This is a genomic window from Paenibacillus sp. FSL M7-0656, assembly GCF_038003225.1.
In the GTDB taxonomy this organism is placed as follows: domain Bacteria; phylum Bacillota; class Bacilli; order Paenibacillales; family Paenibacillaceae; genus Paenibacillus; species Paenibacillus amylolyticus.
Genome location: NZ_JBBOOT010000001.1, coordinates 5,445,724 through 5,469,707, shown reverse-complemented (window position 1 = coordinate 5,469,707; position 23,984 = coordinate 5,445,724). Strand labels below are relative to the sequence as shown.

At 46.8% G+C, this 23,984-nt stretch carries 22 protein-coding genes and 1 other annotated feature; of the genes, 7 read left to right on the top strand and 15 right to left on the bottom strand.

The genetic code is table 11. From position 1 onward, the window contains the following. The first annotated feature begins 69 nt into the window (after positions 1-69). The gene (locus tag MHI01_RS24110; RefSeq protein WP_340984284.1) at positions 70-1,356 is read left to right on the top strand and encodes a DUF2515 family protein; all 1,287 of its coding nucleotides are present in this window, start codon (positions 70-72) and stop codon (positions 1,354-1,356) included. A 199-nt stretch (positions 1,357-1,555) separates the two neighbouring features. On the opposite strand, the gene MHI01_RS24105 is transcribed toward MHI01_RS24110, so the two are convergent. The 11 genes from MHI01_RS24105 to MHI01_RS24055 form a co-directional block, all read right to left on the bottom strand. Beyond that, complete coding sequence (locus tag MHI01_RS24105; protein WP_076319823.1) at positions 1,556-3,184, bottom strand: putative polysaccharide biosynthesis protein; 1,629 nt, start codon at positions 3,182-3,184, stop codon at positions 1,556-1,558. A 61-nt stretch (positions 3,185-3,245) separates the two neighbouring features. Next, complete coding sequence (locus tag MHI01_RS24100; RefSeq protein WP_047841365.1) at positions 3,246-3,686, bottom strand: DUF456 domain-containing protein; 441 nt, start codon at positions 3,684-3,686, stop codon at positions 3,246-3,248. 54 nt (positions 3,687-3,740) lie between these two features. Beyond that, positions 3,741-4,490, bottom strand: coding sequence for a Cof-type HAD-IIB family hydrolase (locus MHI01_RS24095; RefSeq protein WP_340984283.1), 750 nt, complete (start codon positions 4,488-4,490; stop codon positions 3,741-3,743). Positions 4,491-5,180: 690 nt separating this feature from the next. Further along, positions 5,181-6,053, bottom strand: coding sequence for a metal ABC transporter permease (locus MHI01_RS24090; protein ID WP_340984282.1), 873 nt, complete (start codon positions 6,051-6,053; stop codon positions 5,181-5,183). Continuing rightward, positions 6,053-7,012, bottom strand: a complete 960-nt coding sequence (locus tag MHI01_RS24085) for a metal ABC transporter permease (RefSeq protein ID WP_340984281.1) — start codon at positions 7,010-7,012, stop codon at positions 6,053-6,055. The genes MHI01_RS24090 and MHI01_RS24085 overlap by 1 nt, the downstream gene beginning before the upstream one ends. Before the next feature lie 3 nt (positions 7,013-7,015). Then, positions 7,016-7,837, bottom strand: a complete 822-nt coding sequence (locus tag MHI01_RS24080) for a metal ABC transporter ATP-binding protein (protein WP_235193917.1) — start codon at positions 7,835-7,837, stop codon at positions 7,016-7,018. Between the two features lie 31 nt (positions 7,838-7,868). Continuing rightward, on the bottom strand, positions 7,869-8,813 hold the full coding sequence (locus MHI01_RS24075) for a metal ABC transporter solute-binding protein, Zn/Mn family (RefSeq protein ID WP_340984899.1): 945 nt from the start codon (positions 8,811-8,813) through the stop codon (positions 7,869-7,871). Between the two features lie 238 nt (positions 8,814-9,051). Beyond that, positions 9,052-11,001, bottom strand: coding sequence for a peptidoglycan D,D-transpeptidase FtsI family protein (locus MHI01_RS24070; protein ID WP_164783271.1), 1,950 nt, complete (start codon positions 10,999-11,001; stop codon positions 9,052-9,054). A gap of 396 nt (positions 11,002-11,397) precedes the next feature. Next, on the bottom strand, positions 11,398-13,437 hold the full coding sequence (locus MHI01_RS24065; RefSeq protein ID WP_340984280.1) for a peptidoglycan D,D-transpeptidase FtsI family protein: 2,040 nt from the start codon (positions 13,435-13,437) through the stop codon (positions 11,398-11,400). Between the two features lie 105 nt (positions 13,438-13,542). Beyond that, positions 13,543-14,688, bottom strand: a complete 1,146-nt coding sequence (locus tag MHI01_RS24060) for a transglutaminase domain-containing protein (RefSeq protein WP_340984279.1) — start codon at positions 14,686-14,688, stop codon at positions 13,543-13,545. Positions 14,689-14,706: 18 nt separating this feature from the next. Then, complete coding sequence (locus MHI01_RS24055; RefSeq protein ID WP_174806458.1) at positions 14,707-15,189, bottom strand: ATPase; 483 nt, start codon at positions 15,187-15,189, stop codon at positions 14,707-14,709. 190 nt (positions 15,190-15,379) lie between these two features. Here MHI01_RS24055 and MHI01_RS24050 point away from each other — a divergent pair, with 190 nt between their 5' ends. Further along, positions 15,380-16,555, top strand: coding sequence for an MFS transporter (locus MHI01_RS24050; protein WP_340984278.1), 1,176 nt, complete (start codon positions 15,380-15,382; stop codon positions 16,553-16,555). Between the two features lie 526 nt (positions 16,556-17,081). After that, a complete protein-coding gene (locus MHI01_RS24045; RefSeq protein WP_036605733.1) occupies positions 17,082-17,429 on the top strand; it encodes a toprim domain-containing protein in 348 nt (115 codons plus the stop codon). A 74-nt stretch (positions 17,430-17,503) separates the two neighbouring features. On the opposite strand, the gene MHI01_RS24040 is transcribed toward MHI01_RS24045, so the two are convergent. Beyond that, positions 17,504-18,115 (bottom strand): SCO family protein, encoded by a 612-nt coding sequence (locus MHI01_RS24040; protein WP_036605732.1) that lies wholly within the window; start codon positions 18,113-18,115, stop codon positions 17,504-17,506. Positions 18,116-18,550: 435 nt separating this feature from the next. On the opposite strand from MHI01_RS24040, the gene MHI01_RS24035 reads away from it, so the two are divergent. Beyond that, complete coding sequence (locus MHI01_RS24035) at positions 18,551-19,531, top strand: metal-dependent hydrolase (RefSeq protein WP_036605731.1); 981 nt, start codon at positions 18,551-18,553, stop codon at positions 19,529-19,531. A gap of 116 nt (positions 19,532-19,647) precedes the next feature. Here MHI01_RS24035 and MHI01_RS24030 read toward each other — a convergent pair whose 3' ends face one another. After that, positions 19,648-19,866 carry an alpha/beta-type small acid-soluble spore protein gene (locus MHI01_RS24030; protein ID WP_017692386.1) on the bottom strand — a complete coding sequence of 73 codons (219 nt, stop codon included), beginning with the start codon at positions 19,864-19,866 and terminating at the stop codon, positions 19,648-19,650. Positions 19,867-19,986: 120 nt separating this feature from the next. Between MHI01_RS24030 and MHI01_RS24025 the strand changes: the two genes are divergently transcribed. Next, positions 19,987-20,187, top strand: a complete 201-nt coding sequence (locus tag MHI01_RS24025) for a hypothetical protein (protein WP_017692385.1) — start codon at positions 19,987-19,989, stop codon at positions 20,185-20,187. A gap of 114 nt (positions 20,188-20,301) precedes the next feature. Here the strand turns inward: MHI01_RS24025 and trpS are convergent, their stop codons facing one another. Continuing rightward, positions 20,302-21,294 (bottom strand): tryptophan--tRNA ligase, encoded by a 993-nt coding sequence (gene trpS / locus MHI01_RS24020; RefSeq protein WP_340984277.1) that lies wholly within the window; start codon positions 21,292-21,294, stop codon positions 20,302-20,304. A 74-nt stretch (positions 21,295-21,368) separates the two neighbouring features. Further along, positions 21,369-21,637 (bottom strand) — a binding site (T-box leader). A 245-nt stretch (positions 21,638-21,882) separates the two neighbouring features. On the opposite strand from trpS, the gene MHI01_RS24015 reads away from it, so the two are divergent. Both MHI01_RS24015 and MHI01_RS24010 read left to right on the top strand, forming a co-directional pair. Next, on the top strand, positions 21,883-22,857 hold the full coding sequence (locus MHI01_RS24015) for an aldose 1-epimerase (RefSeq protein WP_047841309.1): 975 nt from the start codon (positions 21,883-21,885) through the stop codon (positions 22,855-22,857). 205 nt (positions 22,858-23,062) lie between these two features. Then, positions 23,063-23,296, top strand: a complete 234-nt coding sequence (locus MHI01_RS24010) for an alpha/beta-type small acid-soluble spore protein (RefSeq protein WP_047841310.1) — start codon at positions 23,063-23,065, stop codon at positions 23,294-23,296. Positions 23,297-23,381: 85 nt separating this feature from the next. On the opposite strand, the gene MHI01_RS24005 is transcribed toward MHI01_RS24010, so the two are convergent. After that, positions 23,382-23,792 carry an O-methyltransferase gene (locus MHI01_RS24005; protein WP_282320259.1) on the bottom strand — a complete coding sequence of 137 codons (411 nt, stop codon included), beginning with the start codon at positions 23,790-23,792 and terminating at the stop codon, positions 23,382-23,384. Between the last annotated feature and the right edge of the window lie 192 nt (positions 23,793-23,984).

The following is a 23,984-nucleotide window of genomic DNA, read 5'->3' as shown; positions in this document are numbered from 1 at the left end:
GCGCATACTTAGAATAAACCACATAGTCTGTGAAATTAAACCCAGAACATCATGAAAGGATGTCACATCATGACTTCCACCAGAACCGATTCTTCCAGCGAACAACATCACGGGTCCCTTCTGCAGATGGTCCGTTCCATTCCGGGTGCTGCCCGTGAAATCTGGCGTGGCAAACAGGCTGCATGGCAAGCTTCTGCACAGCTTCGTCACCCTTTGCGTGACATCGAGTGGGATACAGATACGGCAGCTGCCTTACAGTCTGAGGTGGAGCGTTTGTTACCTGCCGGCAACAAATCTTTTGCACGCACGGACCAGGTTCAAAGCGCACTCGTCTGCGAAGAAGATTGCATCATTCTGGAAGAGATTAAGACACTGACTCAGGAGCACAATCGGAGTAATATCACTCGCACGGCAGCCTATCTGGAATGTTATGAACAATATCCCGAACTGCATTGGGCACTACTTGCCCATATGGTCTCTCGCAACGGCGGATATCACATGACAGATCTTCAGAGTGACTTAATGCATAATCTACAGAATCAAAGCGATCGCGAGCATATGTATCGGCTGCTGGAGCGGTGCAATGCACTCATTTTCCAGGATGCATATCCACAGCTTCTGCTGTATATGAACAGTCGCCGGATCGGACGTAGCTGTTTCCATCTCTTGTCGCACTTTCACGTATCGGCGTTTATGACGCCGTTTTGGGAACGCTTTTGGCTGGAACGATGCAGTTCACTGCTAAGTGTGGCATTAATTATTAATGAGCAGAACTATATCGAGAGCCGGGTGGTGCAACATCCTTATTTTCAAAAAGAAGTACTTTCCAAACCCGCATTCCATCTGCATAATCTGGCCGGTCTGAATCATATCGTCTTTCCTCTTGGACAGGGAGCAGGACTCGCAGGACGCGTCATTGAACATTTTGGCAAACTAGATGAGCGAATCATGTTTGGTAAAGGGCTATATGCCCTGTTGTTTGGCGTGGAGCAAGTACACACACAAGTGTTGGAGTTCGCACGCTTGGTTCCCCATCGTGGCTCGCGCGCTGAATATTGGCCTGGGCTGTTTACCAATCGTGAAGACGAGGCAGGGGAACATACACTTTATGCTCAGGAGCTAATGGATGAAGAATGGCTTCCAGAAGGGCAACGATTATATAGTCCGGAACTGCTCTCCGTATGGGGGGACACGCCTTATGAACCGATCACCAGACAGGACTGGCTTCAGACTCGGGATTGTCTCGGTTATCTGACGGCACCGCGTCGGCCATGGCTGTTTGAGATGAGTCACGAACACCGGTATGGCATGCTGAAAACAGCACTGGCTCATGATGCCAAGGCCATCACACACTAATGCTAAAAATCATATAGAGCAGGCAAAGACGGATGATGTGATACCCGATGTACCGCTAATCCTCGCTTGCTGGGCTAATGTCGAGTTCAGTCGCTCAACTCTCCTTAACTATACAAAAAGCCCTGTCCGCTAAACAGCAGACAGAGCCTGTATCCTATTTTCACAAAATATTGGAGCATGGATGATGCTCCTTGCATGTTTAACCTCTTTGCCCAGCTCCACGTTGAAGACGCATAAGTGGACGAAGAATTTTTTGCAGAATACGGGGGTAACTGCCCAGCTCGTCCTTGCGCAGTACACGCAGCACAACCATGAGAACCAGATACACCACTACAACAAGCACACCAACCACAAGGCAGGTAAACAAGAAGGATACACGCGCTGGCAGGAACAGTCCAAAGATCGTATTGCCAATCCAGTTCGTTGCAAATCCTACACCTGCTGCAAGCAACACTGTAATGATAAATCCTTTCCAACGATCTCCCATGATGGAGAAATCAACGATTTTACGAAGGACCCGCAGATTCAGGTACGTGATGACCAAGAAGCAGAGGGCCGTTGCAATAATGATGCCGTAAATGCCGAAGATCGGCGCCAGAATCAGACTTGCGATCAGTTTGATCACAACACCTGCTGCGACACTGATCATCGTAATCCGCGGTTTCCCTACCCCTAGTAAAATAGAGTTGGTGGTCATCATCGTAATCTGGAAAATGGTACCGAATGTTAACAAGGCAATGATCGGCGTTCCATCCAGATTGGTAAACAGCAATCCGTTGACCGAATACGCTGCCGCACAAAGTGCAATGACAATCGGCATACCAGTCAGAATCGAAATGCGCAAGGCAAGTGTAACCTGACTTTTCAGATGCGCTTCATCCTTGCGGGCAAATGCTGCCGATATGACAGGCACCAATGATTGACTCAAAGCGATAGCCAGAATCGGAGGAATACCCGCAATACTTTGGGCTTTCGCACCCAGGATCGCAAGTACACCAGTCGCTTCTTCGAGTCCGATTTGGCCACTTAGCAGTGGTACCACAAGGGATGAATCGATGAAGTTAATGGCTGGAACCGCAAGTGAAGACAGCACAATTGGAATAGACAGCTTAAAGATATCACTGTAGATACCTCGCATCGGCAACTGCTCTGCACGCTCGTAATTCAATTGGGCCGCACGGTCGCTACGACGTAGCTTCAAGGTGAAGTACAGCATGACACCGAAGGCACCCACACTTCCTAATACCCCACCAAATGAAGCACCTGCAGCAATCGTCTGGTCATCATAATTCCATTGCAGCATGACATAAGCCACGATAATGGCTGTACCTACACGGGCGAACTGTTCAACAATCTGTGAAATACCACCCGCTGTCATGTTGCCACGTCCTTGGAAATATCCACGCATCATCGCAATAGCCGGGAAAAGTAGTAACGCTGGAGCCAAGGCGCGAATGGCGCTGACCGACTCCGGTACTTTGGACACATACGTAGCATAATAAGGTGCCGCGAACCACAACAAAGCAGACATGACTACCCCGGCAACAGCGGCAAAGATCAGGGCTGCACGGTAGATCTGTTGGGCTTCACTCGCGCGTCCGAGCGCATAGCGTTCCGATACCATCTTACTAAGTGTACTCGGTATGCCCGCCGTTGCTACAGTTAACAGCATTAAATATACCGTATTGGAGATGGTAAACGATGCGTTACCGATATCGCCGAGGATATGCTCCAGCGGCACCCGTTGAACCAATCCGAGTACTCTTGCGATCAGTGCAGCGGCCGCCAGAATGAGCGTACCCCTAATGAATGTTTCTTTCTTAGACAAACGAATTCCCCTTCTTTCCTCCACACCGGACGTGCATCCCGTTGAAGCTAATCCTGAACGTTTAGGCGAATCTTACCACCCAGATAATAAAGAGAACAATCATGACGATTTGCAAAATAATTTTCATCACAGTACTCGTAAATAGCCCCACAACGGAACCAAATCCAACTTTCGACGCTTTGGAAGGTGAAGACCCTCCGATCAGTTCCCCGATAAATGCACCGATAAATGGTCCCAGCACCAGTCCAAATGCCGGAATGACAAATGGGCCAATGATAACACCAATGGTACTCAGCGTTGTTGATAACTTGGAGCCACCGAACTTCTTCACGCCCCATGCACTGACGACATAATCAGCCACAAACAACACAACAACAATCAGAATCTGAATGATCCAGAACCACACACCAAACGGATCAAAGCTGAAGAACCAGCCGTAGACCAGAAACGCGAAGAAAATCGCTACAGCACCAGGCAGTATGGGATATACCGTTCCAGCCATCCCCACTGCAAACAGCAGCACAATTAAAATCCAGGCAACGGTTGCGAGCAAAGGTTACTCCCCCTTCAAAATATGTTCACGGATCACTTCGACGATGCCGTCTTCATTGTTACTCGCTACGATCAGATCAGCCGCTTCCTTCACCTGCTCCTGCGCATTACCCATCGCTACACCAAGACCCACGGCCTCAATGACAGCCAGATCATTCAAACTGTCTCCGACAGCAACAACTTCGGACATCTCGATGCCCAGCAGCTTGCAGACTTCAGCTACACCACTGGCTTTGGATACGCCGGCAGGGTTGATCTCAATATTAACGGGTGAGGAGTTGGTCATTTGCAGACCGCCCATTTGTTGCAGTTCCATCATGATCTGGTGACGCACTTCATCCACTTCCGTATTGAAGCCGAATTTCAACCATTCCAGACCTTCAATATTGTCCGTCCAGCGGTCACGATTGAAGAGTTCTTCCACGGAGTATGCCCAGTACCAGCTGTTATATTTCTCACCAATTTCCTGCATTTTGCGAATCAATGCCGGGTCCATCAGATGACGCATATGCAGATCATGCGGGGCTTTCCAGACCTCACTACCATTAACAGTAACCATCGGTGTCTCCAGCCCAAGCTGGACCGCATAAGGCATGGCGTGGAATACCGCTCTTCCCGTAGAAAGGCACACATGTACACCCCCACGAATGGCAATTTGAATCCACTTGGCGGTCTCCTGTGTAATTTCATGATTATCGTTAAGTAATGTTCCATCCATATCCAATGCAAGCAATTTGTATTTCAGTTCACTCATACAGTAGTTCCTCCTATTTTGTCTCTCTCCAAAATGAACTCATGGATATCCATTCAGGCACTACGCGGGCAGAAAACCTTTCGAGTGGTAGTATCTTTGTTTTAGAATTACCTTTTTCTTTAGTGTATTGAGATTATACGAGGTAATCGTTACGTGTACGGATCGTCTTCCGATCGCTGTTGTCTCCGAATTTTCTAGATTCTCTCTTCTTAAAGGTTAGAAATTCGGAGACAAAGGCGAACGCTATCGCTTCTTCAGATCGATTCCGTCCCCTTCACTACATCACCTTTGTATTTAGAGCTCATAACACCTAACATCAAGAAGGAAATTCATAAACAAATTTCCCTTCTCTAGATCCTTTCTGCCCTCTACGTTCCACAATGGTTCTCCAGTTCAACTTAAAGGTTCTCTTTATCTATTTTAAACATTCTCTCACAACAAGATCGCCCGGCACCCGTAACAACGGACGCTCCGGACGTCACAGCTAACGACATTTTACCACAGATCATCTGTATGCAACAAAATAACCCGTAATCAGCAGGATGACGCTACATTATCAATTTATATTGCATATGTTATATCCGGTCGCCCTTGTCAAAGTAATACGACCAGACACGCAAAAAAACCGCCTGCGATGCAGACGGCTTCTTATAATTTTATTTATTCACCTGTTATTCACTTAAACTTCCATTACCTTGCCGCGAATTTGCGACGAGCGTAACGGAATACAATGCCATGTTTCGGTGACAGCAACAGTGCGAGAACAAACAAAATTCCAGCAACAGCTACCATGCAGCCCGCAATGGAAGCATCCAGGGCATATGCCATGATATAACCTCCAACCGAGGATGTTGCTCCGATTAGGACGGCATACAGAATCATTTTGCCCAGACGATCAGTGAGAAGGTAAGCCGCCGCCGCAGGTACAATCAGCATGCCCACAACGAGAATCGAACCAACACTTTCAAATGAAGCTACGGACGTCATCGAAACGAGTCCCATGAGCAGATAGTGGAACAGCACTACTGGAATGCCGCAGGCCGCAGCCAGCGCCGGATCGAAGGCACATAGCTTGAACTGTTTGTAGAACAGCCCAATAACGACGAGGATGACTAGCAAAGTGATACCCAGCATCCAAACTGCCCTCGGACCGACATCCGTACCCCCAAGGGTTAGCGTATCCCACTGAACATAAGCGATCTCACCGAACAAAACACAGTCCAGATCCAGATCAATATGCTGGGCGTTCAGACTAATCAGAATGACCCCTACTGCGAAGAGTGCTGTGAACACAATTCCGATCGAGGCATCAGACGAGAGTCCACCCGCCTGCAAACTCTGTATGAAGAACACCGTCAGTAGTCCAAACACCGTTGCACCAAGTAGCATCCATAACGAATCTCTGGAACCACTCCACAGGAAAGCAATCGCAATACCAGGGAGGACCGCATGGCTGATCGCATCACCGACCAGAGCCATTCGCCGCAGAATCAGAAAACAACCGAGGATGGCGCAGGCGGAAGAAACCAATACGGCTGTTAAGATAATCCAAAACGTTGCCATTACATCTCCCCCCGTTCCTGCTGATTTCGTTGTGTGGCGAGAGTCTGGAGTGTAGCCCGCTCTTCACGCATATACGCCGATTTTGCCTGAATACTACGCAAACGTCGAGCTAATAATCCACGACGCGGAGCCAGTAAGGCTGACCCGGCAAACAACACCGTAGCCGCAAGAACGGTTACAGGTCCTGTCGGCAGATTAGGTACAAGCGTACTGAAGATAGTCCCTGTTGCACCACTCAATGCACCAAATATGCCAGCCAATACCACCATTAGTGCGAGTGAGTCGGTCCAGCAACGTGCCGCTGCTGCTGGGGTTACCAGCAAGGCCGCAACAAGCACGACACCAACGGCTTGTATTCCGGCCACCACCGCGATTACCGTTAAGAGCAGGATGAGCTGCTCCAACATGGCAACTGGCAGTCCCATACCTCTTGCAAAGCCTGGGTCAAAACTCACCAGTTTGAATTCCTTGAACCAGGCAAGACAGGCAATCAGTAATACGAGACATACGCCACCCATGACATACACATCCGTCATGACCATGGATGCCGCCTGCCCAAACAAATATTTATCGAGTCCGCTTTGACTTCCGCTCGCCCCATGCTGGATGCGCGTCAGCATCACTACACCAACCCCGAAAAAGACGGTCAGCACAATTCCCATCGCCGCATCCTGCTTGATTCGGGAGTAGCGCGTAATCCACGAGATTCCGAAGGTAGCGACAATGCCAGCCACCAGAGCACCGAACAGGAATAATCCGACCGACTTCGTTTCCGTCAACATAAATGCAATACAGATCCCAGGCAGAGCAGCATGAGCAAGGGTGTCCCCCATCAGGCTCTGTTTACGAAGAAAGGTGAAGGAGCCAATAATTCCGCTACTGAATCCTAACAACAGACAGCCAAGCAATATCCAACGTGTATTGGGGTCAGATAAGATGGTAACGATCCAGTTCCACATGCCCTACACCTGGCCTTTCTCCGTCCGGCTTCCGATCATCGCAATCCGGCCTCCGTACGTCTCTTGCAGTGTATCCGGTACAAATACTTCACTTGTCGGCCCACCTGCCACCAGTCGTCCATTGAGCAGCAACACATGGTCGAAGTATTCCTCGACTGTCGCCAGATCATGGTGAACAACCAGTACGGTCTTGCCTTGTTTCTTCAACTGTTCCAAAAGCGAAATGATTGCTTTCTCTGTGGTGGCATCCACACCTGCAAACGGCTCATCCATGAAATACAGATCCGCGTCTTGCACGAGTGCCCGCGCCAGAAAGACACGTTGCTGCTGTCCTCCGGACAGCTGACTGATCTGGCGGTACATGTAATCGCCCATGCCGACTTGCTCCAGGCAGTGCGCCGCCAGGTCCCGCTCCTTTTTCCCCGGACGACGGAACCATCCTAGATGACCATACCGTCCCATCATCACCACATCAAGCGCATGCGTAGGGAAATCCCAGTCCACCGATTCCCGTTGGGGCACATAACCGATGCGGCGACGTTGTTCCCTGTACGATTGTCCAAAGATCCGTACCTCTCCATGCATCTTCGGTACGAGTCCCAGAACCGCTTTGATCAGGGTGGATTTTCCTGCACCATTTGGTCCGAGTATTCCGATGAGTTGTCCTTCCGGAATATCGAAGGATACGCTGCTAAGCACAGGCTTTTTGTGATACGCAACAGCCAGATCCCTCACACTAAGAGGAGCCGATGTTGGCTGCGTTCCCTGCAAGTGACTATTGTTCAGTTTCGTAGGAGTTTGTTTCAATAAAGTTGTATCTTCCATAATCCTGTAACTCCTCTCTTCTTGTGATTCATTATTTCAGTGCTTCTACAATCGTCTCAACATTATGGCGAATCATACCGATGTATGTGCCTTCTTCCGTCCCCTCAGCCCCCATGGCATCCGAGAACAGTTCTCCACCAATGTTGACCGTATGTCCTTTTTGAGCTGCTCCGGCAATGATGGCTTCCATCGCTTTTGCGGGCACACTCGATTCAACAAATACTGCTTTGATATGGTTATCTACGAGATAATCCCGCAGTTCGCTAACATCTTTTGCACCGTATTCGGCTGCTGTACTGATGCCCTGAAGCCCCATCACTTTCATGCCATAAGCCTGACCGAAATATCCAAATGCATCATGCGCCGTAACCAATACCCGGCTTGCTTCCGGAATCTCCAGAATCTTCTCACGCACCTCGGCATCCAGTACTTCGAGCTTCGCCAGATACGCCTCTGCCTGAGCCTTGTACTCTTCCGCATGGTCCGGGTCCGCCTCCACGAGCGTATCGCGTACGGCTTCTGCCGCATGCATCCAGTGGCTGACGTTAAACCAGACGTGTGGATCATATTCGGTGCCGCCTGTATCTTTGCCTGAGTGTAACTCCTCAACTGGAATAGTCTCTGTAACAGCAGTAACCAGCTTGCTTGAGGACATTTTCTCCAAAATGTCTGTCATTTTGCCTTCAAGGTGCAGTCCATTATAGAAAATGACTTTTGCTTGTTCCAGCTTGCGAATATCACCTTGGGATGCCTTGTACAAGTGGGGATCAACTCCCGGGCCCATTAGCCCGGTAACATCAACATATCCCCCGCCTACCTCACGTGCTACGTCAGCGATCATTCCCGTTGTAGCGGTTACTTGTAGCTTGCCACCACTGCTCGTCTCTGCATCACTGGAACATGCCGTAAGTACAACAATCAGAACCAGAGCGGCTAGCGTAATGACCCCCCTCTGAATACTCCTCATTTTCACCATTAACAATTCAACCAACCCCTTTCCCTCTCCTAAAATACTTGTCTACATCTAATTTTGTTGTACAAGGCATTAAGTTTTAATCAATACTAATAATGTTTCCCTTGTGCAAATTTTATCCGAAGCCAAAAAAAAAGGCAAGGGATTATTTCCCCTGCCTGTCCAAATTCATATGTTGTTCACTTCATTAACCTGTTAGATGTGATGTTAAAAGAGCTAACTTCCGCGAGGTTCTTTTGCATTACTCTTTGTCTTTCCCTTCGCCTTTCTTACCTTTCGGCGTTCCATCGAGACCATACACTTCATCATATGCATCGAAAATTTTCCGTGCTATTGGTGAAGCACTGACTGATCCGAATCCACCTTCCGGTACAACAACGGCGACAGCAAGCTTTGGATTATCTCGTGGTGCAAAGGCAATAAATACACCATTCTCTTTTTTGTTCGGTCCGGTTCCCTGCTCTGATGTTCCTGTTTTCCGAGCATAATCGTAAGGGAAACCGTCAAATGCACTTACTTTGGTAACCATTCCTTTGTGCACTTCATTCCAGTGCGCATCTGCAAAATCAACTTCATTAAGCACCTTAGGTTTGATCTCTTTCACCACATTGCCGTCCGCGTCACGGATTTCCTTCACCAGATGTGGTTCCATGCGCTTGCCCTTATTGGCAAGCATGGTGGTATATTGTGCGAGTTGCATCGTAGTGTACTTGGCTTGTTGCCCAAATGAGGCAAATGCCAAACGTGTTAGAGCTGATTCGTCTTCATTAGTATATTCTAGCCTACCCAGAAATTCATTAGGCAGATCTACACCAGTGGACACACCCAAGCCAAATTCCTGCATGTGTTTGTGCCAGACATCGATGCCTTTCTCTGAGCCATAATTACGTAACAAACGTTTACCCACCATATCAATCATGAAGGCATTGGAGGATTTCTCAATCGCTCTTCTCGCCGTAATAGAACCATTATATGCAGAATGCGAGTTCTTCACTTGTCGTCCGTCTTTTCCCAAAACCGCATATCCCTGATCATGATAGGTCTCTCCTGCTGTAAATAATCCCTCTTTCAATCCAATCAGCACACTTAGCGGCTTGATTACTGATCCAAGAAGTACAACGGATTCCGCCCGACTAGGCTTGGCATCATTCGGTGGGAACGACTCGGTGGTTCCATTCCGGAACACATATTTGATTTTGTCATAATCCCAATCGTTCGGATCATAGTCCGGCATACTTGCCATAGCCACCACATTACCTGTATCCACTTCCATGGCTACTGCGTATCCGGTAATTGCCTTCGGAAGTCTGCGCAATTCGTCCGTTATCGCCTCTTGTGCGGCCATCTGAATTTCCTTGTTAATGGTGGAGACCAGACTGTAGCCTTTCTCAGGTGGAGTTTGTAACATCGTTCCATCTGGCAGATTACGTGCGTCAATATCAATGGATTGGTAACCGCTTCGTCCACGGAGTTCTTCCTGGTATTGAAGCTCCAGCCCATCGAAGCCAACCTTCTCTTCCTCATGATAGACAAGCCCTGGATCACGCTGGGTACTTGCTCCTTCACGGATGGCCTTATATTTGGCAATGGAATCTGGTGCTCGCTTGAACTCTCTTGTGTAACCCACAACCTGAACCGCTACGCCATCCGGGTCATATTTTCTTATGTTTTCTTCCAGCACCATAACGCCTGGATATTCCGCTTTTTTCTCCATGAAAAAGGCAATTTCTTTGGTCGATAGATCCGACTTCACAAGCCTCGGCACATACCCAAACGTTTTCTGGTAATCCAGATCCAATCGTTTGATGATCTCTTCCCCGTCCGGCTGCTCTTTGTCCCCTGGATTAAACTGCTTAAACACAGCCGCCAGATCATGAGCCAGTTCCTCTGCTTCCTGTCTACGTTCATCATTCCGATAATCCTCATATAACAGCACATACAGGGACTGTACAGGTTCGGAATAAGCGAGCGCGACTTCCCCTGTCGCATCATAGATGGGACCACGAACAGGTGCGAGTGGAATGTCTTTGGTATTACGACTCGTTTCCATATACGTCAGTTCAGGACCCTCCACAAACTGCACAAAGGCTAATCTGAAAATAAGGATACTGAATATGACAAATGCCGCGAAAAAAAACAGATTCAGCCTTGCGGTGGAAGGCTTGTTGACGGGTGTATCTTCCTCAGTCATGGGTTTCTTCCTCAATCGGTTAAACATGTTTTAAGCCTCTCCCGTTCCTCTATAAAAATAAAATATTTAATCCGTCTTGTGAACGCGTTCAATCCGATTTTTAATCCTTTCTCATACAAGTCTACCAAAGGTTAGCTGTCACGTCTTTCAATATTTGGTTACATTTTCGTAAACAGAACTTTTACACTACCCCATCTACCGGTTTCAATGTAAACACTGACATATCAACGTTGTCCCGCTCTCCAGATCGCGTTTACCCTTCCCTTATATAAACGTGGTACAGCTCATATGGTTACATATTAATGCAACTAATTAGTTCACTCTTACGATCCATTCTCCACGTAAAAACAAAAAAGAGGACCCACGAAGGGTCCCCTCTGTAACCAATGCCTCACATTACTGTGTGCCTGATTCCGAATCCGAATCTTTATTTTTGTCTTTTTTCGGTACACCGTCGAGACCAAATTCCTCGTCATAGGCATCGAAGATCGCACGTGCAACCGGAGCCGCACTGCTCGATCCAAAGCCCCCTTCGGGGATAACCACAGCGACAGCAAGCTTTGGATTATTACGTGGTGCATAGGCAATAAACACCCCATTATCAACGGGTTTGCCACCTACTACCTGTGTCGATGTTCCTGTTTTTCTAGCAAAGTCATAAGGGAATCCGCTAAATGCCGAAACTTCGGTGGCCATGCCTCGTTGCACTTCATTCCAGTAGGAGTCGTTAAACTCTACCGTGCTGAGTACCTTCGGTTTTACCTTCTCGACCACGTTGCCTTCCGAATCACGGAACTCTCTAACCAGTTGTGGCTCCATCCGCTTTCCTTTGTTCGCCAGCATTGTCGTGTACTGAGCAAGCTGCATCGTTGTATATTTTCCTTGTTGACCAAAGGAGGCATACACCAGCTTGGTCAAAGAACTCTCGATGCTGTCCTCACCATATTCTTTGCGCCCAAGAAATTCATTAGGCAGGTCTACACCTGTGGAGATACCTAACCCAAATTTCTCCATGTATTCGTCCCACACGTCGACACCCTTTGCACCATACTTGGAGTAAAGCTTTTTACCAATTTCGTCAATCATGAACACGTTCGAGGAATGACGAATCGCATCACGAGGATACATTGCACCATACACATGCCCTGATGAGTTCTGCACTCTGCGATTGTCTCCACCAAAGGTCGTTGAACCTCTATCTGAATATACGGTATTTGTAGTGAAGAAACCTTCTTTCAAACCGATCAATACACTGAGCGGTTTAATTGTGGAACCAAGCAATACAACAGATTCCGCCCGTTTACCTGAATCGTCTGGCGGGAATCCACGAATGGTACCATTTTGATAAATATATTTTATGTTGTCGTAATCTTCAGAACTTATACCGCCAGTTCTCCATACGTTGGTATCATAGTCCGGCATACTCGCAGCAGATACGATTTTCCCGGTGTCCACTTCCATCGCAACTGCAAATCCTGTCTTGGCATTGAGATGCAATTTACCGGAAACTGGATTGCGATGGAGCCAATTCAATTGATCCAAGATGGCCTGTTCTGTTTTCACCTGAACGTTTTTGTTAATGCTGGAAATCAGGTCGTACCCTTTCTGCGGCGGGGTAGAACCTGCTACACCTTCAGGCAAGTTACGCAAATCAACATCAACGGATGTATATCCGCTTTTGCCGCGGAGAGCATCCTGATATTGCAGTTCCAGTCCATCAAAGCCTACAAATTCATTCTCTGTATACACCAGGCCCGGATCCGTTTGCGTTTTATTGGCCTCGTCCACCTCTTTGTATTTGTTCAAGGACTTCGAACTTCTGAACTTCTTCAGATAACCGATGGTCTGAACCGCTACCGTATCCGGATCGTAGAATCGTACACTCTCCTCGACGATCTGAATACCTTTGAACTCGTCCTTGTGCTGTAGGAAATAAGCAACTTCTTCCTCGGACAGATCACTCTTGATCAGACGTGGCATAAAACCGTTCGCTTTGCGGGAGTTCAAGTCCATCTCTTCAATAATTTTCTCCACCGTAAGTGGCTCTGAGTCCTTCAGCTTGTACTGTTCAAACACATCATGCAACCGGGTTGCAATATCCTGCACTTCCCCTATGTTAGGACTCGGTTTCCCATCAACATCCCCATAGTTTTTATACAGTGTCAGGTAGAGAGACTGAATGGGCTTGGAGTAAGCCAACTTCACCTCACCTGTAGAATCATAGATCGTGCCTCTCACAGGAGGAAGTGGTACATCCTTGGTAATGTTACTTGCTTCTTCCTGGCTAAGTTCAGGCCCTTCCACGAATTGCAAAAAGGCCAAGCGTACAATAATAACGCTAAAAATAACAAAGGAAGCGAAGAAAAATACGTTCATTCGGTAACTGAAGCGCCGTTTGTCCGTAAGTTCATCCTTCTCATTGGAATGTTTTTTCATCCATCCTACCTCTTTCATGACTTGATGCATACCGCTCAAACTGATTCTCCGCGGCATGATAACCTGGCAACGTCGTCATATTCCGGACCCATGTCCGTTGTATTGCTAAGCTGATTGATCCTTTAGATGGGTGTCGGCAAAATTCGGAGGATTAAACCAGTCTCCACTGATCGCCCATGTCGGGTCAAGCGGAACCCAGCTCTCGGAACCACTCAAATACACCTCATTCCACGCATGCGGACCGTACCCTCCCTGGCCGTTATAACCAAGTCCTGTAACAACTTTGACTTCAAGTCCTTGTGAACGGGCCATCACGGCATAAAGACGGGCATAATCAATACATACGCCTTTGCGTGTATCAAATGTATTCTGTGGATTTTGTTCATGCCATATGCCCTTTTGCTCATAGTCATCCACTTTACCATAGTCATACTGAATACGTGAACCTACCCAGTCGTAAAGCGCTCTTGCTTTGGCTTCATCTGTCGATTGGCCTTTGACAATCTCACTCGCTGCAGATTCAATATCCGTCGGAATATTGTGGTCGATGACTTCATATTTGCGTTGCAGGATGCCGCCCAGTTCCTTCTGCACAGCCTGCGTAAAGACGGGTAGCTTGTCCTTGATAAACGTGCCAGACAACGGTTCGATAACCGATTTGGCCCCTTGCATATAGATCGGGGATGCTTCCACATATCGGCTGAACATGCTTCCAGGGTAAAGACTGACAATCATGAACAAAACTGCGATGACAATCATTCCGCGGACGGAGCCTATGATCGTGCCAATGAATGCACCCGTCAAGCGACTAAACATACCTTTAGGCGCACTTTCCTCGGCTGACCTCTGCCTGCTACTAAAAATAAATGAAGAGAGAAACCCGAGAATCAGTCGGATGAGTCCATAGCTAAGTACAAATAATACAGCGAACCGCATCAGCGGAAAATCTGCAATCGCCGTAACCAACGTATAATACATCTGTTCCCACCGGTTCAACTCACGGTTAGGCATGGCTGAAGCATACTCAGACAGCCACTGCTGTACATATGGCGCAAGCCACAACGTTAAACCGATCGACAACAGAATACCAACGACCGCCATAATGCCATCCATCAGGAACCCAAAGAGTCTGCCTGCTGAACGCGAAGCCCCTCTGGACCAACCCTGCAATAATGAAGCAGCCACAATCAGCAACAGCATAATCGTGATGCCATTCAATTCCTTCAGGCTGTCCAGCCAATTCTGCAGCACGTACCGATTCCCCCTTTACTACGATGCTGGTGCTGTTTTGTTCTCCTGTGCCTGTTCGACAAACGTACGTATAGTTTCATTGTCGAGTTTCCATTCGCCAAGTGAAATTCCGCGGAAGGTCACATCAACTTTATCCGATTGAGTTCTGCCCTTAATCTCCACATTGGGACTTGTGATGGTGAACGCTCCATCCTGTCCTTTGACGTATTTCGCTTTGGAAGCCTCCTTAAGCATCATGCTGGTTGCTTCCTTCTTCAATGTGTCCATCGTGCTGGATTGTACGTCTGTCACTGTCTGTTTGATCTGATCAATGGAGATGCCGCTGTATATCAGTAGAGCCGCAATAATGATGATGGCAATCGCCCATTTCAATACGGTTTTGACCACATTTAGAACAAAGAACAATATGATCAATGCAACCACGATCACCAGCCAGTTCTGCATCACAAACTCTTTGATTACTTCTATGTTCATGACTACACCTTCCGTATTAGAATTCATTCGTAACACTCCCGAATATTATACATGATTTCCGAAGCTGCTGTCAGCTAAGCCCTCTCCCTTAAAAATAAACGGTCTAAGTTCGTCCCGCCGGGCGTACAAGTAGTACCATGAGGTTCTGCCGGGCGAACGGGGAACACGTTCAAGACCTGTAGTTTGAACATGCATCGCTTAACAAGGAGGGGCTTATGTGAAAACGGCCATCTGGCTATACCTGTTTTTGTTCCTTGCCGTATTTGATTTGCACGCCCAGTATCCCATTTTGACCCCTTTTGCCATCTCGCTGGGAGCCGCCCCTACTTTCATTGGCTGGATGATGGGCATCTATTCCTTAACACATCTTCCTGGCAATCTGATTGCTGGAACACAAATCGATAAACATGGCAGTCGCCGCTACATTGTATTCAGTCTGCTCGGTGCAGGATTCATCCTGCTCCTGCAAGCCTATGTCCAAACACCATGGCAACTGCTGGCGCTGCGTTCCATCAGCGGTTTTGTACTGGCCTTCCTGTCTCCTGCATGTCTCGCCCTGCTTGCACAGTTATCCAGCGATCCGGTGAAACAGGGGAAGTATATGTCGGGTCACGGGGTAGTACATACCCTCGCTTCTGTTGTATCGCCAGCAGCCGGTGCGATCATTGTGGGTTCCATGGGATTCTCTGCTACATTCTCAGGTTTGGGCTATCTGCTTATTCTCACAGGTGTCATTGCTTTCATGACCATGCCCCGTGGTATCGTCAAACAGCATGAGAAAGTAACGGTACCTGCTAAACCTGACGCTTCACCAGCAGATGCCACAAGCGTATTCCTGCCGGTGTCCTGGCGATACTTCGCCTTGCCTCTGGTGATTGCCTGTGCCCAAGGGATTCTCTTCTTCGAATTACCCCTGCGGGGCGGAGGACAATCGTCCATCATGTCTACCGGACTGCTGTTCTCTATAATCAGTATTGGGGCACTCTTCACCCTCAGCATGTTATTTCTCAATCGGTATTCCCCCAAGCTGCGTCTGGTTGTGGGCGTACTGTTAATGTCCTTGTGTTTTTTTGTGATGGCAGCCATTCCGCAAGTTCCGTTGTCTACTGTATTATTTGTACTCGGGATGTCCAAAGGCATCATCTTTCCAGCTATGGCAACCCTATTTATCCGTCTGAGCGGAGGAAGCAAGTTGGGCCGCATTTTCTCGTTGCAATCCATTGCCACCTCCATCGGCTCTTTCATCGGCCCCATCACAGCCGGGCAACTTCGTGTTGGGTTATCACCCTATTTCATCGCGTTTCTTTTGTTAATGATTGGTATGTTGCTGCTTCCATACTATACATCCAGACGCGAAGCTTCCCTGTCCGATCCGAAAAGTATATTGAATTAGGCCTGTATCAAGCTTTTTCTTCCCTACCGTTATGACAGTAATTAGGTCTGTATTTTCATTAGCTTTGCATCATTCCCCCATTTACAGCTAAACTATATAAAATGGACTGACGTTTTACACACGAACGGAGCGGCCTAGGGATCATCAGCACCGTCTTTAAGATTTCATCTTTTTTTGAATACCATCATTGGGTATGTATGATCATTGGAAGTAGTGAAGGGTACGGAATCGATTTTGAAGAAGCGTTAGCGTTCGCCTTTGTCTCCATATTTCAACCTATAAAAAATAAAATCAATCAGAAATTTGGAGACAACAGCGATCGAAGGAACGATCCGTAACCGTAACGGTCACTACTGATCAGAATTAATTCCTAATGTATGTGAAAAAGAATTTAGAAATCAGAGGTGCTCCTGTCCGCGTGGTGAACAGTGTAAAGAAAGGAGTCCATTTTATATAATCAGTCGATTTTCGCTGCAACATTTCCCGGGGAATGTCGACATAAGCTCTCGAACAAGAGGTGAATATCATGCCTATTCATGTCATTGTGGAAGGTAAGAATGACCGAAGCAAACTGAAACGTCTGGTTGGACCCGAAATCAACATTCTATGTACGTTTGGAACACTTAATTCCCTCAAGCTGGAGACTCTGCGCAAGCAGGTCGGTTATGATGAAGTCTTTTTATTTATGGATAATGACAGTTCCGGCAAAAAAATTAGAGGTGTACTTCGGGATGCTTTCCCGGATGCAGTACAGATGTATACACGACGAGGATATGCGGGTGTGGAAGGAACACCTGATGAGTATATCATTGCCCAGCTGGAGAAGGCCGGGTTAGAGACATACATCCAATACCCTGAACATCCTTCCTATTAAAATGAAATACCAAAAGGCTGCCTTTGGATTGATATCCAACCAGAGGCAGCCTTTACAGTATGATGGTCAGATGATTATTCCTTAATCAGATTGCGAATATCCTCGGCAATGACAGCAGGCACAACGTCCTCTGTATTAAATGCATTATATACCTTGCGTAGCTGGTTGTTCTCATCCACCAGACCAATCATATTCATATGGGCAAAATCATCCTTACTCTCCCCATCGATCAGGATCTGGAATGATTCCCTGGCAAACTGTTTGGTTTTGTCCATATCCCCTCGCAAGAAGTACCATCCGGAATAATCCGCGTGGAAGCGGTCCGCAAACGTCTTAATCTTCTCTCTTGTATCGACTTTCGGGTCGAATGAAATAGATACAAATGAGACATCTTTACCAAAGGTGTCGTCCTCTTTCAACAGATCCTGCACCTGGGATAACGTAAAGGTCGTAATAGGGCAGACATCCGGACAACTGGTGAAATAAAAGTAGAACAAGCGGACTTTCCCTTGAGTATCCTCCAGCGATACTGTACTGCCATCTACATTTTCCATAGAAAAGGATTGGATTTCACGAATCTCGGGTAATTTTTCCTTACTGGCAAATACGGTGCCCCACATCAGATACACAGCCATAATCAGTGCGAGCCCGAGCAGCATCCATGTCCATTTGTACTTTTTCAGCATCTTCCTCGTCCCTTCTGTATCTTTTCTTATGAATACGCATACATATGTGAATCCAAAATCACGTTCGTTTCGCTTTATCCATCTACTGTGACATATGTATTCAAAGAAACCTACTTTTTATGAGATTCTATATTATTGTAACGGTTTAAAGGAACAATGCCCATAAATTATTTTAGCATTGTATATCATTCGAATAGTATCGTACGTTCTCTGGCGATTTTCTCACTGTATCCGATATAAAGTTTATCATAGGAAATGCCAAAATAGTTTGACAAACTACGTACATTTATTGGGTGTGGCACAGGAAATTGTCATAACTTTGAAATTAGGGATGTTTTGCATCCTGACAAACGGATATTATACACTATATATGGGTATCACCTAGATAGAGAAGTAATATGCCTTAGAACGATATACCACACAAAGGAGACGTTTATGGATACCTCTACACATTTTGTCATGGGGATTGGTCTAGCCGGTCTGGCTTATGTCGATCCTGTCGTCGCGGCGAGTCCCATGCTTGCAGCTGCGGTAATGGTTGGCACGATCGCCGGTTCCCAGGCCCCGGACATTGATACTGCGTTACGTCTCAAAAGCAATTCGCTTTACATTCGGAATCATCGGGGCTTGTCACACTCTCTGCCATTTCTCCTGTTATGGGTTTTGCTCATCACCGGCGTCATTGCACTGATATTCCCTGGTGTCCCTATTGGACACGTTGCCACCTGGACCGCTGTGGCCGTAGGCTTTCACGTATTCACCGATCTGTTCAACACCTATGGAACCCAAGCCGCCCGGCCTTTTACAGAACGCTGGATTGCCTGGAACATCATTCATATTTTTGATCCGTTTCTATTCACTACCCATGTCATAGCTATCCTGTTATGGGCCTTTGATCTGATCGCCCCTGCACCACTCTTCGTTACGTTGTATAGTTTGACCGGTTTATATTATATATGGCGAACGATTGCTCGTGCACAAGCAGTCAGAAAAGTTAGACGTCTCGACAACAGCCCAGAGCAGGCAAGATACATCGTCATTCCAACGATATCCTGGAACCGCTGGCATGTGGTTAAACGAGTTGAGGACGGCAGTTATGTGATCGGTAAAATGGATGGTTCTAATCTGGTATGGAGTCTGCACGCCTCGTCTTCTACTCACGCGGCCGTTGCTGCTTCACGCAAATCGCCGGAAGTCAGTGCCTTCCTCTATTTCACCTCCTATGCGGTGGCAGAGGTTGAAGAACTGCCTGCTGGTTACAAGGTCCGCTGGGCAGATGTACGTTATCGACACCGGAAACAATATCCATTTGTCGCTGTGATTGTGATGGATCGGAATTTTGAGACGATTGATACGTATGTAGGCTGGTTAAGCGATGAGAAAATGGATAAAAAACTTTTATCTGCACGCCCTTGACGAAGTGAGCATGGCAAGGCACAATCAGACATAGGAACTGATACGCGAGAAAGCCCGGAGCGTTTCCGCTCCGGGCTTTCTGTTTATCCTGTTTTGTTGCTGTTGGTTAAAATAAATTATTTGCCAGACCCAGCCAGAGACTGCTCAGCGATTTGTACCAGACGTTTGGTGATATATCCACCCAAAGATCCTGTTTCACGGGAAGTGTAGTTACCATAGTAACCGTCTTGTGGGATAGTTACACCCAGTTCCTGTGCAGCCTCGATTTTCAATTGTTGCAGTGCTGAATTTGCCTGAGGTACCACCAAGTTGTTAGAACGAGATCCTTGAGCCATATTTATAATCTCCCTTCAATCTGTGTCTGTAATGTAATTGCAAGCTTGCAAGATTATTATGGCTCGTAGGCTACAGGTTATACGGAGTTTTACTAAATTTGTAGATGGAGGTTTTTCCCAATGAGTAAAGGCTTGTCTTTATGGTTCGCATTCTCTTCGATTATCTTGTTAACGGTTTCAGCAATTATGATCTCCTACTCCGGTTGGTTTGCTGCACTACTGTTTGTCCTGTCCATTGCCAACATTGGCTGGGGATTTGTGATTCGTGCCAAAAAAGAACGTCAGGAAGTTCGTTCGGCTGCTTCAGAGCCCACTTCTTGATTAGGTCATTTGATAGTTCAATAATGAACGCACAAATAAAGAGGAGTCCTTCAATAGGGCTCCTCTTTATTTATGTTAACTATTCATTGCATGAAATGAAGATCTTGTTCAGGGCTACTGTTTACGTCTCGGAACAAATCCCATACGTTCTTTCACTGCATCCAACGTTTGAGTAGCAACTTCTTCTGCACGACGGGCTGACGTATCCAGAACATCCGCCAATTCGCCAGACTCACGAATCTCATTATATCGTTGTTGCAGCGGTTCAATCACAGATACAACCACTTCAGCCAGTTCCTTTTTGAACGGACCATACATCTTGCCTTCATAACGCTCAGCTACTTCCTTAAGCGTCATACCTGCACATTCAGCATAAATACTCATCAGATTGCTGACTTCCGGTTTGTTTGCCGGATCATATACGACTTCACGTCCCGAATCTGTAGTGGCACGGCTGATTTTTTTGCGAATCACATCCGGCGGATCCAGCAAGGCAATATAGCTGCCAGCGTTAGGGTTACTTTTGCTCATTTTCGAAGAGGCATCATCAAGTGACATTACCCGTGCACCCACCTGCGGAATATACGGATCTGGAATGGTGAAGTACTCCCCATAACGGTGGTTAAAACGTCCTGCCAGATCACGTGTCAGTTCCAGATGCTGCTTCTGGTCCTCACCTACTGGTACAAGGTCAGCATTGTATAACAAAATATCAGCCGCCATTAATGATGGATACACAAACAGTCCGGCACCAACGGAATCTTTACCGGATGATTTATCCTTAAACTGAGTCATGCGTTCAAGCTCACCCATGGAGGTCAGCGTTGTCATCAACCAGCCCAATTCCGCGTGCTGCGGTACATGGGATTGCAGAAATACGTTAGATTTCGACGGATCAATGCCTGCTGCAATAAACAGCGCAGCTACCGCTTCCGACTGTTCACGCAATGCTGCTGGCTCCTGAGCCACGGTGATGGCATGAAGATCAACCACCATGAAATGACATTGATAGTCATGCTGGAGTTTTACAAAATTTTTGATTGCACCAATATAGTTACCCAATGTGAGCTTACCGCTTGGCTGAATACCTGAAAGTACTGTTTTCATTACACATAACGCCTCCCTGATTGTATATAAAAAACTCCTGCCATTCTCTGCGAACGCAAAAAGGCCCCACATCCGCAAGGGACGTGAGACCGTGGTGCCACCCTTATTCGCTTTTCTTCGATTGCTCCTGACCCTGAAATCAAGTCAAGCTGAAGAAATGCCTTCATTGTTCCGTAACGTGGATTATACGGCAGACTCTAGTGGGGCAAGCCCATCTCTGGCTTAACCTGTTCAAACCTACACTCAAGGGTCCATTCGGTAAAGAGCTCACACCGGTTCACATCAACCACCGGCTTTCTGGAGAGGATTCTCTTGGCCTACTTATCCCTGTCATCGATTTCATGTCATTTAATTCTAATAAATGCTTTCAGAGTTCCATCTTAATGCGCACAGGCGTGAATGTCAAAATGAGTTGAACTTTTTTACCCGAGACATCAAAATCTGTTATGATGGAATTGCTTATCCTGTTGCCTACTTCACACAAAATAGCGCAGGAAATAGCTGGCATGTACACAACGACACGCCTGTAGCAGTAGCTTCATCACAACTGCTTGCAGACAGATTTCAAGTGGGAAAAGGAGCATCGATATGAAACAAGTGACCAAAGGCCAATGGAATGGTTACGACACGTATATCCTACATAGCCGTGAATTGGAAATCACCCTGCTGCCGCGTCTTGGAAATAATATTATTTCTATTCGCGATTTAGTGCAGGACAGAGATGTCGTCCGCCGTCCGGATGAAGACGATCTTGCCTTTTATCTGCAGAAGCCGTACCATTTTGGCGTTCCTCTCCTGATTCCACCAGGGCGCATTCATCGTGGACAATTCGAATATGAAGGCGTTCGTTACCAGTTCGATCAGAACACGGCGAATGACAACCATATTCACGGTCTCCACCGTACCCAATCCTGGTGTGTCAGTGACATTGAGGAAGATGAAGACGGCTGTGCAATTACGACTGAATTACTGACCGAAAATGAAGAGCATTGGATGGCCCAATTCCCGATTCCCCTAAAACTTGAGATGACGTTCAGTCTGCAAAACGCTGTATTTAGCCAGCGTCTGCGAGTCACCAATCTGAGCTCAACACCTGCTCCTTTTGGGATGGGATATCATACATGGTTTTTGTTAGACGGCAAACCTGCCGACTGGACACTGCAACTGCCTGTTTCCGGAATATACGGACAGAATGAAGAACAACTACCGACAGGTGAACTGGAATCCCTGGGTGAATGGTCTGCTCTGAACGAAGGCATCAATTTGCAGAGACGTAACTGGGATACCCTGTTGAAAGCTACCGAAGGTGAACCGGCTACGGCTTACTTACGCAGGCAAGATGGATATACATTGAAATATTCAGCAGATGAAGCATTTTTCAAACATTGGGTTCTCTTTACCAAAGGTGAATCCGATCAGTTCTTGTGCATTGAACCGTACACTTGGCTCCCGGATGCACCTAATTTGGCTTTATCGGATGAACAAACCGGGTTGATTCGCTTGGAACCGGAACAGCCTGTTGAGTTATTTACACGTATTGAGGTTATACCTCCTACAGACTAAGCGAGCTGATCATGCTCTATTTTGCTTTTACGCATATCACCCTATATTTTGATATCCAAATACAACTTGCCGACCCGCATTGGGTCGGCTTTTTTATGTGTCCTGTGCACTGATAGTTATCCATATTTTCCCTTACGCCATATCATGTATATTTCCGTATTCTCTAACCATACTAACATCACCAACCCATAAGGAGGTGACACATATGTACGGAAGTCAAAACCAAGGTAGCGGTAGCCGCTCCAACAACCTGGTCGTTCCCCAAGCAACAGCAGCATTGCAACAATTGAAAATTGAAGCTGCTCAAGAGCTGGGTGTAACTATTCCACAAGATGGTTACTACGGTAACTATACTTCCCGTGAGACAGGTTCTCTGGGTGGATACATCACTAAACGTCTGGTGCAAATCGCTGAGCAGCAATTATCGGGTCGTTCGTAAGCTCGTAATTATTGCTTGAGCCTAAGCAGAATCCAAAAGTAAAAGCGGCCTTCTTCGGAAGTGCCGCTTTCTCTTGTGCAACTAATTAGGAGGTCGACTCCATATCTGAATCCTTGTATGTATTGGTTCTAGGGTAACGAATCATCAGGCTCGCCATATTGTAATTAGACTCCATCGTTGCATCTACCAAAATCATACCTTGTCTTACTGTGAAGTCGTACGATATTTCGCCATGCGTCCAATTACGTTTGAATTTCAACGTCTCCAGCGCCATCGCCCGGAAAGAAGTTCTCTGGGTTACGTTTAGCCCCCCTTCCTCCACATCCATCTGCCCATCTCGTCCAGCTATCGGATTATGTCGAATACCGAACTTCCCAATTACGTTGTTTCGTATTTGCACAAAAACTACCCCTGAATCTAACCCTGATAACTCATTATCAAGTTCTTTGAATACCAGATCCAACTGTCTCGCTAATGAAAGCTCATCAATTTTCATATTAACACTCTCCTTATATGCTTATAGTCCTATACAGCAAGGACTTACGACTCATTATATGACATCATATGTGCTCATTCAACAAAGAACGGCAAAGTTGGGTATTTCTAACTATGATTTGCACAATTAATTGCCATTCCGCTCCCTTAAACTGAGCTTTTTCAATTAATTACGACAAAATCTTCGAGAATC

Coding starts and splice junctions, on each gene's coding strand:
- MHI01_RS24110 (WP_340984284.1), top strand. CDS start 70: ATGACTTCCACCAGAACCGATTCTTCCAGCGAACAACATCACGGGTCC.
- MHI01_RS24100 (WP_047841365.1), bottom strand. CDS start 3,686: ATGGCTGGAACGGTATATCCCATACTGCCTGGTGCTGTAGCGATTTTC.
- MHI01_RS24095 (WP_340984283.1), bottom strand. CDS start 4,490: ATGAGTGAACTGAAATACAAATTGCTTGCATTGGATATGGATGGAACA.
- MHI01_RS24090 (WP_340984282.1), bottom strand. CDS start 6,053: ATGGCAACGTTTTGGATTATCTTAACAGCCGTATTGGTTTCTTCCGCC.
- MHI01_RS24085 (WP_340984281.1), bottom strand. CDS start 7,012: ATGTGGAACTGGATCGTTACCATCTTATCTGACCCCAATACACGTTGG.
- MHI01_RS24080 (WP_235193917.1), bottom strand. CDS start 7,837: ATGGAAGATACAACTTTATTGAAACAAACTCCTACGAAACTGAACAAT.
- MHI01_RS24075 (WP_340984899.1), bottom strand. CDS start 8,813: ATGGTGAAAATGAGGAGTATTCAGAGGGGGGTCATTACGCTAGCCGCT.
- MHI01_RS24070 (WP_164783271.1), bottom strand. CDS start 11,001: ATGACTGAGGAAGATACACCCGTCAACAAGCCTTCCACCGCAAGGCTG.
- MHI01_RS24065 (WP_340984280.1), bottom strand. CDS start 13,437: ATGAAAAAACATTCCAATGAGAAGGATGAACTTACGGACAAACGGCGC.
- MHI01_RS24055 (WP_174806458.1), bottom strand. CDS start 15,189: ATGAATTCTAATACGGAAGGTGTAGTCATGAACATAGAAGTAATCAAA.
- MHI01_RS24045 (WP_036605733.1), top strand. CDS start 17,082: ATGCCTATTCATGTCATTGTGGAAGGTAAGAATGACCGAAGCAAACTG.
- MHI01_RS24040 (WP_036605732.1), bottom strand. CDS start 18,115: ATGCTGAAAAAGTACAAATGGACATGGATGCTGCTCGGGCTCGCACTG.
- MHI01_RS24035 (WP_036605731.1), top strand. CDS start 18,551: ATGGATACCTCTACACATTTTGTCATGGGGATTGGTCTAGCCGGTCTG.
- MHI01_RS24030 (WP_017692386.1), bottom strand. CDS start 19,866: ATGGCTCAAGGATCTCGTTCTAACAACTTGGTGGTACCTCAGGCAAAT.
- MHI01_RS24025 (WP_017692385.1), top strand. CDS start 19,987: ATGAGTAAAGGCTTGTCTTTATGGTTCGCATTCTCTTCGATTATCTTG.
- trpS (WP_340984277.1), bottom strand. CDS start 21,294: ATGAAAACAGTACTTTCAGGTATTCAGCCAAGCGGTAAGCTCACATTG.
- MHI01_RS24015 (WP_047841309.1), top strand. CDS start 21,883: ATGAAACAAGTGACCAAAGGCCAATGGAATGGTTACGACACGTATATC.
- MHI01_RS24010 (WP_047841310.1), top strand. CDS start 23,063: ATGTACGGAAGTCAAAACCAAGGTAGCGGTAGCCGCTCCAACAACCTG.
- MHI01_RS24005 (WP_282320259.1), bottom strand. CDS start 23,792: ATGAAAATTGATGAGCTTTCATTAGCGAGACAGTTGGATCTGGTATTC.